Below are 12,226 nucleotides of genomic sequence, written 5' to 3' on the forward strand. Positions count from 1 at the left end.
GGCGCGCTGGACCAAGGCGGAGGAGAACACTCGGCCGGACGTCAGGGATTCAGGACGTGGGCGAAGAATCCCGCCTCGGGGCCCTCGGGGGTGCCGACGAGCAGGGCGCGGTCGAGCAGGATGTTGTTGTGCTCGCAACTTGTCTCGGGGAGCATCACGCAGGCGTGGCAGGCCGCGAGATTCGTTCCGCCTGTGCCGGACGCCTCGGATTCGACGCACAGTGGGTCGGAGGAACACCACTCGGCACGATGGACGGCCGAACGGATCGCGTCGTCGAGGGCTTCCGGTTCGCCCTGCGCCACGAGACCGCCGAGGCTGCCGGCCGAGTCGCTCGTCGCCGTGTAGACGAGCACGCCTGCCATGTCGTCGGCGGCGTACAGGCGCTCGCGCAGGGACGCGGCCGGGTAGCCCGCCTTCAGACTCCACTCGTTGATGAGGGCGTGGGCCAGGGTGTGCAGCAGCACCATCCGGGGCGTGGCCGGAGAGGGGACGGCCCCGCTCGGGTCGTCGGCCCGCTGGTCCAGCATCCGCTGGTGAGCGGTGCGCATCCGCTCGATCCGCGCCGCCACCGCCGGGGCCTTCTCCCAGGTGCCGAGACGGTCCTCGTCCAGGCGGAGGAAGACACCCTCGCCCCGCACCTCCATGGCTGGCAGCCAACGCAGGGCGGTGTCGGAGAGCGGCATTTCCTTCGGTTCGGTCGCCGCATCGGGCTGGGCGAGCCGGGTGAACGCCTTCAGGGCGCGTACCTCGCGGAGCTTCTTGACCAGCATCGGTCCGGTGACGCCCAGCGGATCCAGCACACTCTGGTCACCCAGCGGACTCTCACAGACGAACTGCTCGTCGCGGGAGCGCTCCCGCTCGTCGTTGCCGGCGCGCAGACGCTCATACTCCATGTTCCGCAAGGCTCGGTAGCGATGGTCCGGGGCTGCTTCGCCTTCGAGGTCGGGGTCCTCCTCGCGCTCCGCGTCGAGCAGTTCCATCACCTCGTCCAGGGAAACGGGCCACTCGTCGTCGAATATGGCGTCGAGAAAGCCCTCGACGGCCGTGCGATCGGTGTATTTCCGAAGCTTCGGCCAGTGTTCGGCGAGCGGATCCGCCCGGCCGTCGCTCCACGGCGGGATGGAGAGCGCCGACTTCAGCACCGGCTGCCACACCGCCGAAGAACCGCGCTGGAGCGTGCGCAGGGGGAGTCCGCAGTCCTGCGTGGGGGCGGATGTGCCGAGCCACGGGCGCGGACCTCGGCACGTGAGGCCCAGATCCTTGAGCGCGTTCCTGCGGAAGGATCCCTCCATCGACACCTCGGGAGCCCGGTCACAGGTGCAGGAGATGAGGATCGAGCGGAGCGAGGCCGTGCGCCCGGACGAGCGTAGCTTGAGCTTGCCCCCGCACTGCCCGGGCCTCGTGGCACCGCGGTCGGCGGAGCGGTGGACCCAGTGCCAGTACGGGAACTCGCCGAGGTGCCCGTTCTCGCAGGCGACGACGAAACGGGAGGGTACGAGGTCGACCTCGCACGTCCCGCACACGCTGCGACCGGCGGGCGGGTTGAAGTCGCGGTGCCGCTGCAACTCGGTGCACTCCGGGCAGGAGTGCATCACGGGGAAACGACGAACCCGCAGGCCGTCCTTGCTGGTGTCGTCGGATGCCGGCGGAAGCCGGAAGTAGTCGACCCCGAGCACTCGGGCCAGACGCCGTTCGTGGATGCGGGGGGACTCGTCGGGGCTCCAGCTGCTGTCGGCCTCGTCCAGACCCGAGACGACGAAGGACTCGTGGTCGACGGCGATCAGCGCCCCGACGCCGTACGTGGTGATCGCCTGGGCGCGGCGGACCTCGCCGCGCCGCGGGAGGTTGTGAGCGGGAGCGGCGCCGTTCGCGCCGGTCCGGCGGCGACGGGCGGGGGGCGGGGTCATCGGGTTCCCTCCATGAACAGGGCGGACTCGGCATCGACATCGCGCAGGCTCCACAGCGTGGACCACGCCTTGCCGTCCTCGGACTCGTCGTCGAACGACTTCAGGAGCGCGGGGACACGGCTGCCCCTGCGCGGTTCGAACAGCAGGCCGCCATGGATGTCAGCCGCGGCGCACCACCATGCGACGAATTCGTCGAAGTCCTGGGACACGGCATCGGCCTCCTCCGGAGTGACCTCACGGACACGATCAAGGAGTACCTCCTTGATCCGGCCCCGAAGGATGTGCTCGTAGGCCTCGACCTCGCCGGCACCTTCATTGGGCCGGGCGGCAGGGATCAGGATGCGGGCGAGGGCCACGATCACCGCGTGCAGGGCCCGTTCGCGGGAGCGGGAGGAGAACGGCGTGACCGAGGTGGACTCGACTTCGCGATAGAGAGCCGAGTGGAAGTGCTGGAAACTCTCGTAGTGGGAACGGTCGCGGGAACGGGCGGAGTTGAGCATGACGGCGACCAGCCCGGGGTGCGCGCGCCCGACCCGGCTCGTGGCCTGGATGTACTCGGCGGTCGTCTGTGGCTGTCCCATCACTGCCATGAGCCCGAGCCGCTCCACGTCCACGCCCACCGCGATCATGTTGGTGGCGAGCAGGACATCCACGGTGTCCTCGTCGGGCAGCCTCTTCTCGATCCCCCTGAGCCGGGTGGGGATCTCGCTGGCGTCCACGCGGCTCGTCAGCTCCGAGTAGTTGGCGACGGAGCGGACCCTCACCCCTTCACGCTCGGCGAGCAGCTCCAGATAGGCCACCACGTCGTCATGGACCTGGAGTTCGGCCGCGGAGAGCAGCCGGAGGCTGTTGAAGTAGCCGACGAGGCTCCAGTACGCGTCGCGGACCTCGTCCTCCGTCTTCGCCTGCGCGGCCCGGTGGAGGAGGGTGGCGTACGTACGGATCAGCAGGGTGGACTGACTGGTGCCGGGGGCGAAGAGGCCGACGTAGCGGCGGCTCGCCTTCTCCTCGCGCGGTGTCTCCACGGCGAACCACGAGTCGCGGGCGTCCAGACCGGCGGGCGGGAACTGTCGTACTGCGCGAGCGAAGAGGTGGCGTCCCTGGTCGGCGGCGCGGCGGATGGTGGCCGTCGAGGCGATCACCTTGGGTTGTTCGGCGAGCGCGTCCACAGCGGTCTCGTAGAGACCGGTGAGCGTCCCCAACGGCCCCGAGATCAGGTGGAGTTCGTCCTGAACGATCAGCTCCGGGGGCGAGGTGCGGTCCGCCGGGTCGTCGAGGTTGAAGAGCGCCGAGGTCGCCGGGCGCCACGGCATCGAGGCGAACTTGTCGACGGTGGCGATCACCAGCGTGGGTCGGGCGTCGTAGACCGCCTCGTCGATCAGGTGGACGGGCAGGCCCTCGGCGAAGTCGCAGTCCGTGCCGGGGCAGCGGACGTGCATCCGCTTGGCGTCCTCGTCGACCTCGTAGTCCCGGGCGTCGAGGCGGGTCCCGCACCAGGGGCAGGCGTGCAACTGAACGGGGTTCTCGGTGGCCAGGCGCTTGTCGAGATTCGCGCGCAGTTCGTCCAGCCTGCGGTCGGCCTGGGCCAGCGTGTTGGGGGTGGCCGAGCGACCCACCCACATGCCGACGGAGAACTCCTCACGCCCCAACTCCGGTGTGTGCCGCCGCATTTCCTCCATGGCACAGAGCAGGATCGCCGCGCGCTCGAACTGCTGGAGCGTGAGCAGACGCAACGTGTAACGCATGAGGACGGTGACGCCTCCGCCGTCCGCGCCCTTGCGGAGGCGACGCAGGAACGCGGTGAGGGCGATCAGCCCGAGGTACGCCTCCGTCTTGCCGCCGCCGGTAGGGAACCACAGCAGGTCGGAGATCCGCCGGTCGTCGTGTTTCGGGTCGTCGATGCCGGCTAGGCAGAGCAGCATGAACGCGATCTGGAAGGGGCGCCAACGGCCTGCGGCCGGGTCGGGGCTTCCGGCACGTCCGTTCTTCACCCATGAGCTGCGGGCCCGCTGGACGGCCATGGCGCGGTTGGCGAGCCGGAACGCCTTCATCAGGTCCGGCTTGGCACGCAACAGCTCGATGCCCTGACGGACCCGACCGAGGGCCTCGCGGCACGCCTCCACCTGGTCCTGAGCGGAATTCTCATGGAGGCTGCCCATCAAGGCAGCCGCTTCGGCGGCCTTGCGGTCGATCCAGGCCTCATAACCTGCGGCGAGCTCCGCCAGGGCGGCCAGAACCTCGGCGTCGGTCCTCTCCGCCAACCCCAGCATGGACAGCGCCGAGCTGTCGATCTCCGGGTTGGAGTCGGTGAGCAGCACCTCGACGGTGGGCACGAACTGGCTCCGCACCTCGGCGACGGCGGCGCGGTCGGCGACATCGGTCATGCCGATCGGCGGCGGGGTCCAATCCCATTCGGCGGCACAGCCGTGACCGACCGCGAAGGTCGGGACGTGGCGGTGCAACAGCCGGCTCGTGGCGATCTCCGGATCGTGGGCGGCGTTCGACGCGGGACGCTCGACGAACGCCGCGGAGCCGTCGGCGGCGCGGACCGTCAGACCGCACTGGAAGAGGGAGAAGGCGTCCTGGAGGTCCCACTCACCCACCTTCTGGGCGTTGATCAGCGTGGCCGTGATCGTGACCGTGCCGCTGTCCGGATCGGGACGCCGGACGTTGACGTGCAACGTGACTTCGGGGGTGAGCTCGATCACCCGCCGCGGTGCCGGCCGGGTGACGTCGATGTTCTGGTCCGGGAGGGCGAGTTCCCTGCGTTGCCACAGTTCTCGCTGGTCAGCGGTGGTACGGGCCTCGGCGCGGCGGGCCTCCACCGGGTTGCCCTCCGCGTCGACGGGCTTGTACATGGCAGCACGTGCCGAGACCACGATCTCGCTCACGCCCTGGGCGACCGCGAAGGTCAGTCCCATCGACGAGGGACGCCTGTCCCCCGCCGTGTCGGTCTCCGGCGCGGCGCCGGAATCCTCCTCGCCGTCGTCGTGGGCCCGCAGAGGAGGGGCGTCCAGGCCGCTCTGTTCGGCGGCGCACTCGGCCCCCCGCTCCTTCGAGGCACGCGGGTACAGCACGCCGGTCAGGTAGCGGTCGATCGGCGCGTCCTGGGTGAGGACCTCGTCCCGGTCGTCCGACCCGGCGCCCTCCGGAGGGCCGAGGAGCTCCCGCCGGAGCCCCGCGAGGAGTTCCTCGTCCCGGACCCGGTAGTGCTCGGAGTGTCGGCCGGCCACGTACGTCATGCGCGCTGCTCCTCGTCGTTGGGGGTGCTGCGGTACCGGCCGATGCCGGTGATCCGCGGAGCGATCCACATGCCTCGCTCACCGAGTCCGGCGTTGGCACCGGCGGCGGCGCTGCCCGTCACGGTCTCCAGGGTGTCGACCCGCAGGCCGTGGATCTCGTCCGGCCACCAGGGGTCCCATGCGCGGTTCACCTTCTGCACCTGGAACAACTCCTCGCGGAACCGCCGCGACGCCTCGCCGATCTCCCGACTGTCGTGCACCAGGGCGTACGGCGGGCTCTGCGTCTCGCCCATCGGCAGGCCGTGGCGTCTGAGCAACAGCACTTCCTGGCCGGGACGGACCTGTTCCAGGAGGTACGCCTGGGTCGCTACGGCGTCCCCCTCGCGACCGGGCGGGTTGTCCCGACACACGTCGCCCGCCTCGGCGACGATCCCGTACCTGTCGTACGACCGCCACGAGCCCAGATAGCGACGGCCGTCGCGCCGGTGTCCCGCCCTTCTGAACAGCGGCAGTTCCGGAGTGGCGACGTGGTAGAGGTCCTGACGGGCGCGCGTCATCGCCACGTACAGGGCACGGGCCTCCGCGGGGAGGTCCAGTTCGTCCTCGTACCGCTTGTGGAGTTCCGCGACCGTCGGTGGGGTGAGGACGATCACCCGGTCGAACTCCAGGCCCTTGGCCCGGTGCACGGTCGAGACGACGATCCGCGCGCCTTCGGGGTCGGCCGCCTCGTCGGGAAACCTGCCCTCGGCGACCGCGCGGCGCAGCCGCTCCGGATCGAGGACACCGCGGACCGCTCCGCGCGCGACCCGACGCAGCACGGTCCACAGGGCGTCGAAGTTCGGTTCGTACGGCAGCGGGATCCGCGAGAGGAGGGAACGGAAGCGATCCTCTGTGAGGCCCGTCGCCTCCGTGCTGCGCAGCAACTCGGCGACCCAGTACGGCACCGGACGCTCTTCGAGCGGGCGCCGCAGCCGGTGCTCGACACCGTGCGCGTGCAGCAGGCCGGAGACCACGAGGGCCTCCTGGTTGTCACGGGTGAGGATCGCGCACGTGTCGGTCAGGGACCGCAGGCCCTCCAGGGTGAACTCGTCGCTCAGCTCGCCCACGCCGTTCGCCGGGTCCAGGAGGCGGTCACGCAGTTCGTCGTAGAGCGTCTCCGCCTCGTCCGCGTCGCCGATCCGCTGGAGACGGGGGCCGTGAGCGAGGGCGACCCGGGCTTCCGGTGTGGTGGCCCGGAAGTTCTGGGTGAGACGCAGCTCCACCAGATCGTCGGGGTAGGAGCAGCGCAGCCAGTCGAAGAACCGGCCGGTCTCGTCTGCGCGTTCGACGAGGTCCTCGATCTGGAAGCCGTACACGGACTGGGCCGCGTCGCCGACGACGGTGAAGCCGCAGCTGTCTTGATACCGGTCGAGGAGGGTCTCCACCAGTTCGCGGCGCCCGCCGAGCAGGTCCTGCACCTCGTCGATCACCACATGCGCGGGCGGGACGGCGTCGCCGATCTCCAGCGCGCCCTTCTCGACCGCACGGGCCGCGGCGGCGATCCGCTCGTCGAACCGGGCCGCTGCCCAATCGCCGTCCGGATGTGCCTGGAGGAGTACCTCGTAGGCCCATGAGTCGAAGGTACGGGCACGTACCCGGCGGGCTCGTTCCCCGCGCCGGGAGATCCGTTCACGCAGCTCCCGGGCGGCGGCTCGGGAGAAGGTGAGCACGAGTATCTCGGCGGCCTCCAGCGCCTCCTCCGGGTCCTCGTGGCCACACAGCGCGTCGAGCCGACGTACGAGGGTGTGCGTCTTCCCCGCCCCGGCCCCGGCGGTGACCAGCACACGCGCGTCCCACGGTTGGTCGACCACGGCCCGCTGCTCTGCGGTGAGCGGAGGGCTGTCCTGGTAGACGTCGGTCACTTACGGCTCCAGAGGTGCTCGAACTGGGTGAAGGCGAGGCGGGTGTCGAAGTTGGCGATGTTGTCGCTGACATTGAGGATCAGACAGGTGGGGGCCCCGCCGTTCTGCGGGCCGCGCAGACCTCGACCGATCATCTGCTGGTAGACGTTGGTGCTGTAGACGGGGCGGGCCACCACGACGACGCGCGTGGCGGGAGCGTCGAACCCCTGGGTCAGAACACCGTAGTTGGTGAGGACCCGGATGCGGTTCGCCCGGAAGTCCTCGATGCGCCTGCGCCGGTCCTGCGCGCTGGTCGTCGAGTCCACCGCGGCGGACGGGATTCCCCGGTCGTTGAGCATGGCGGCCAGGTACTTGGCGTGATCGACGGAGGTCGCGAAGAGGAGGGTCGGCCAGTCCTCCGGCAGACCGGCTACCTCGTCGACGATGCGGCGGCTGCGCGCGTGGTCGTCGGCGAGACGCTGTTCGGCCGCACGGGAGAGCGTCGCCATCCGGACCGCCTGCGCCTTCTCCTCGGGCTTCAGCTCGATCTCGCCGCCTTCCAGGGTGCGGTGCTCCACCTGCGCGAGCATTCCCCACTCCTGGAGGTCCCGATACGGATCACCGGAGGGGAAGACACCCTCGTCCAGACGCCGGTTGCCGAAGCGGGTGGCCAGTCGACGTGTCTCCTCCTCGTTGGTGTTGCGGAACGGGGTGGCCGTCAGCCCGAGAAGGTGCCGTTCGGTCTCGTACGCCGTGAGCCCCAGGTGCGTGAGAATCTCGGTGTACCGCTTGGAGATGGCGGTATGGGCCTCGTCCACGATCACCAGGGCGGCCCGGCGCAGCCAGGCGTACTGGTCCGTTCCCAGGCACCGCTCCAGCTTGGCGTCCGTGGCGACCACGAGATGCGGGTGCTCGACGACGTCGCCCACCTCGTTGCTGCTCCACAGCCTGCTGACGGTGAGAGGGCGCTCCGCGCCCACCTTGCTCCACACGAACTTCCAGCTCTGGACGGCCTGTTCGCACAACTCCTCGGTCTGGGCGATCCACAGCAGCGGGCCGCCCAGATCGCCCACCCGCTTCACCCAGCGGATCACGGCCTCGGACGTGACCCGCGTCTTGCCAGCGCCGGTGGGCAGCGACAGCAGGGCGCGCTGCGGGGCCAGGCGGTCGAGCAGAGTGGTGATGTTGCGGACGAGGTCCTCCTGATAGCCGTGGAGGTGGGGGAAGTCCCGCGGTCCGTCCACCGTCTCGAAGGCGGGGGGCGACGGTGTCCTGGAGCCCGCGAACGCCACAGGCAGCCGCAGGTCCGATACGAAGGCCACGGCGGCCGAGGAACCCCCGTAAGCGACCGGTGCGTTGGGGAACCGGGCCTGGATGTCGCGGGCATGCTGCTGGAGCACTCCGTCGCCGTGCGCGTTGAACGCCATCTGCGCGATCCGGTGCCCGGAGGGCTCCGCGCCGCCGGTCTCGTGCGACTCGGCCTCCAGCAGCCCGTCGGGCAGCCCCGTGCGCAGGGCCTCCGCACCGATCAACAGCTCGATCTTGGCGACCACGTCGTCGGTGTCGCGTACGGCCTTCAGGGCCGCCTTCGTCTCGCCGTCCCTGGTCATGCGCTCCTGGTGCTCCAGCACAGCCCGGCAGCCGGCGGCGCCGAGCCCGAGCTCCAGCTCACGGTCGACCAGCCGCAGCGTGGCCTCGAGGGCGAGGGGGACGCGGACCTTGACGGTGTCGCCCTGGCGGACCGCGTCCAGCGGGCGGGGCCTGGTGCCGTTCTGGGTGCGGGTCACTTCCTCCAGCTCGGTACACCGCTGCACCATGGTGTTCCGGTTGCCGCTGTTCAGCCGCCCGCGCAGGGCGGGGTACAGCTCGATGAGCGGAACCGGGTCGCCGTCCGGGACCTCGCGGGTCTCCCGGGTGATGGCGTCGGCGTAGCGCCTCATGCCCCACTTGTCCGCCATCAGCTCGGCGTCCTCGGGGGTCGCCACGAGCAGGGCGGGAAGCTGTTCCGCTCGCAGTGCCCGGTACTCGGTCGTGCCGGCCGCGACGGTGATCTCGTCGTCGGGGCGGGTGTCCCAGGTGTCGCCGATCCGGCACCGGGTCAGCGAGTCCTCGGGGAAGTCCGCGCCGAACCGGGTCAGCATCACGTAGGTGTTGCCGACGAAGGCGTCGTCCTCGCTGCGGGTCACCTCGGAGAGGAGAGTCTCCCAGTGTTCGGCGGGGACTTCCTCGATCGTGGTGGGCAGGCGCAGCTTGCGAGCCTTCTCCGGGGAGATGTCGGCGACCGGGAGCACGTCCCGGTAGGCGGCGAGCTGGGGCCCGACGGCTTCGCCCAGCGGTTTGATCCCCTGGGAGGTGGCGACGGTTCCGTACTTCCTGAGCATCCAACGGATGGGCGACGACACGGCCCGACGGGTGTTGGTCTGGGCGCCGATCTGTCGCGTCCAGTTGTCCACCACGGACTCGTCTGGAAGGGCCTTCACAAAAGCCGCGCGGGACTCCGCCGAGAGCGACCGGAAGAGATGCAGCGGACCACCGATCGGCGAGCCCTCCACCTTCATCCTGTTGAGGCTGGTGCGAGGCGCACTCTGGTCCAGTCCGCGCAGATAGGAGGCGTGGACGGCCTCCCGGTACTCCTCGAACCAGGCCTCGCCCTCAGGGCGGACCGAGGTCGACGGCCGTTCCCGCAGGCCGATCTCCCGGAAGAAGGCGAGGTCGTCGGAGTGGAACGCCATGTCGACGGCGATGTTCGCATCGCGCCGCGGGTCGACCACCACACCCGGCAGCATGCAGTCGCGCACCGGGCGGAACTTCCCGTCCGCCGTCCGTACCCGCAGGGTCTCGCGGGCGTCCGGCACGAGCCGGAGCACCGTGTGGGTCAGGCGGTGGCCGCCGGCCTGGCGGAACAGGTCCCAGAAGCGCTCCCATTCGACGTGCGTGTAGCCGGCGAAGCCCCGGTCGAGGACGCTGATGAACCGGCCCTCGGCATCCGCCTCGCGGATACCGAGGAGGTTGAGCGCGGAGGCGAGGCTCGGGTCCTGCCCGATCTCGCGGACCACGTAGGTCAGTGACTCACGCAGCCCGTCCTCGTCGGCGCGCCGGAACACCTGACCGGGTACGGGGGCGACGAAGCCGTGCTCCTCGGTGAGCACGACCTTCGCCCGACGGGCCTCCTCGGCGTGCGGAGACATGTTGTCGACCAGGTCGGCGAGGATGCGGATCGCGGCCGCGGACGCCTCGGCGGTGCCGCACTCGACCAGTGCCTCCAGCCATTCGTGTACGCTGGCCCGCCGCTGCCCGGCAGCGCCGAGGATGTGCTCGACCTTGCCCGAACGCAACGTGTCGGCCTCGGCGTTCGGGTGCAGCCAGTTCGACGGGCGACCCGGGGACTCGTGCCACATCCGCATCCAGCTGGCGTTGCGCTCCTTGTCGAGACGCGGCGGCACGCGCAGTTCGGCCGGGACGCGCAGCACGCCCTCCTGGTCGGGCAGCGACGGACGGACCGCCGTACGCTCCCAGATCTCCCGGGTCAGGAACTCGTCGGCCCAACTGATCGCCTCCTTCGCCCGGCCGGGCAGCAGGCGGAGGTAGGCGGCGGGGTCCTCGGCGGGGGCCAGACGAGGGAGGGAGTCGACCACCAACGCCGCCGACACCTTGATCATCTCCTCGTTGAAGGCCGAGGAGTCGAGCAGGTTCTGTCGGTCCTCGTTGGTCTTCCAGGCGCCGTTGAGGATGCCGCTGAGGGACATCTCGTACTTGGTCGGGAAGAAGGACCAGAAGCGTCCACGCCCCCGGGCCTGAGGGCTGACGTGGAGGCCGCTCGGCGGGTCCTTCTCCAGCGCGGGTACGGCCCAGGCGAGTTCGAGGCTGAGGCGGTCGTGCAGTTCGCCGGCGTCGGCTCGGGCCGCCGGACCGGGTTCGTGCGTCGTGGAGAATACCCGCCAGCGGGCACTGACGGTCGACCGCCCGGTCCGCTCCTCCAACACGGTGTGCAGGTCACCGGACTGCTCGGTGGTCAGCACGCGCCGGACGGTCGGACGGGCCCGACGGTCCTCGAGGACGACCTTCGCCACGTGCGGGGAGAGGAGTTGGAACCCCAGCGGGAACTCCTCACGCGCCGTTCCGGCGGTCGTCCGCCCACCGTGCATGTCCATCGCCAATTTATCGGCGGCCCGATTGAGCAGCGGCAGCCGGACGACGGTGGTGGCCCAGCTCAACAGCGAGTCCAGAATGGGGTCCTGAGACCGCTCGGCGTCGGTGTCGAGGGGGCGCGCCATGCGCAGCACCGGCGCCTCGAACCGGTCTCCCAGGCGCTCCCGGACGCCGGGGACCGACCGGATCTTCTCGAACGCCCATTCACGGTCGAATCCGAAGGCTCCGGTGGTGCTGAAGAACTGCGGAGTGTCGGTGACGACCAGGACCGACTTCACGCCCACACCGAAACGGCCGATCTGGCCACCACGCTTGCGTGACATGCTCATTCGGAGAATGGTCTCGGCGCCTTCGGCGGTCACCGGGGTGCCCTCGTTGGCGCAGTAGAGGTGCGTGTCGGTGAGGACGACCTGGACCGTTCCCCCGGGTTCACAGGCGATTTCGTCGGCCGCGTTCTGTACGAGTTCGAAGAGCTGGCGGTCGCCGTATCCACCCTGGGTGATGCGCCGTTCGCCGTTCGCGTGTTCCGGGATCAGACCCGGGTCGACTTCGTAGGTCTGCAGGACACGAGCGGACTGTTCGAGGACGGTGGGGATCACCGACTGCGAGGTTTCGGGCACTGCTTTTCACGACTCCTGCGATGGGCGGTATGACGAAAAGCGGACGAGAGGAACGGATGAGGGTGTCTCTACTTGGCTTGAGCTGCGGTGATGTGGCTACGTGGGTCTTGAGATCGTGGCGATGGGAGAAACCGGAGATCCGGCCGGAGAGTTCGTCGAACGCCTCGATCACCTGCCGAGGGCGTCGAGAATCCGCTTTCCGTCCGTGGTCGGAGTCGGCGGAAGGAGGAGGGGAATTCATGGCATCCCGCTCCCTTCGTGTCCGGTCGAGGATCCTTGTGTCGCGTGCACGTTCAGGGCCATGAAAATGCAAGCAGACACAACTCACCCGTTGCCACACGGGTTTTCCCGAGTGAGACGGACACTTCCGCTGCGGATAATCGTAGGGCGCTTCACTCGTTCGTGTCAGCCCATTTCCCGGACGAATT

The 12,226-nt window shown here is 69.7% G+C and carries 4 protein-coding genes; all 4 read right to left on the reverse strand.

The window, feature by feature from the left end; genetic code table 11:
* Window positions 1-41: 41 nt before the first annotated feature.
* Genes AB0927_RS00745 through AB0927_RS00760 form a run of 4 tightly spaced genes read right to left on the reverse strand, consistent with a single transcriptional unit; the run spans window position 42 to window position 11,501 of the window.
* Window positions 42-1,907: a DUF1998 domain-containing protein gene (locus AB0927_RS00745; RefSeq protein WP_366665277.1), complete on the reverse strand. Its 1,866-nt coding sequence runs from the start codon at window positions 1,905-1,907 to the stop codon at window positions 42-44.
* Window positions 1,904-5,149, reverse strand: coding sequence for a helicase-related protein (locus AB0927_RS00750; protein WP_366665278.1), 3,246 nt, complete (start codon window positions 5,147-5,149; stop codon window positions 1,904-1,906). Before AB0927_RS00750 ends, AB0927_RS00745 begins: the two co-directional genes overlap by 4 nt.
* Window positions 5,146-7,050 carry a UvrD-helicase domain-containing protein gene (locus AB0927_RS00755; protein WP_366665279.1) on the reverse strand — a complete coding sequence of 635 codons (1,905 nt, stop codon included), beginning with the start codon at window positions 7,048-7,050 and terminating at the stop codon, window positions 5,146-5,148. Before AB0927_RS00755 ends, AB0927_RS00750 begins: the two co-directional genes overlap by 4 nt.
* A complete protein-coding gene (locus AB0927_RS00760; protein ID WP_366665526.1) occupies window positions 7,047-11,501 on the reverse strand; it encodes a DEAD/DEAH box helicase family protein in 4,455 nt (1,484 codons plus the stop codon). The genes AB0927_RS00755 and AB0927_RS00760 overlap by 4 nt, the downstream gene beginning before the upstream one ends.
* Window positions 11,502-12,226 lie beyond the last annotated feature (725 nt).

The sequence above is a fragment of the Streptomyces sp. NPDC048106 genome, from assembly GCF_040706415.1.
GTDB lineage: Bacteria > Actinomycetota > Actinomycetes > Streptomycetales > Streptomycetaceae > Streptomyces.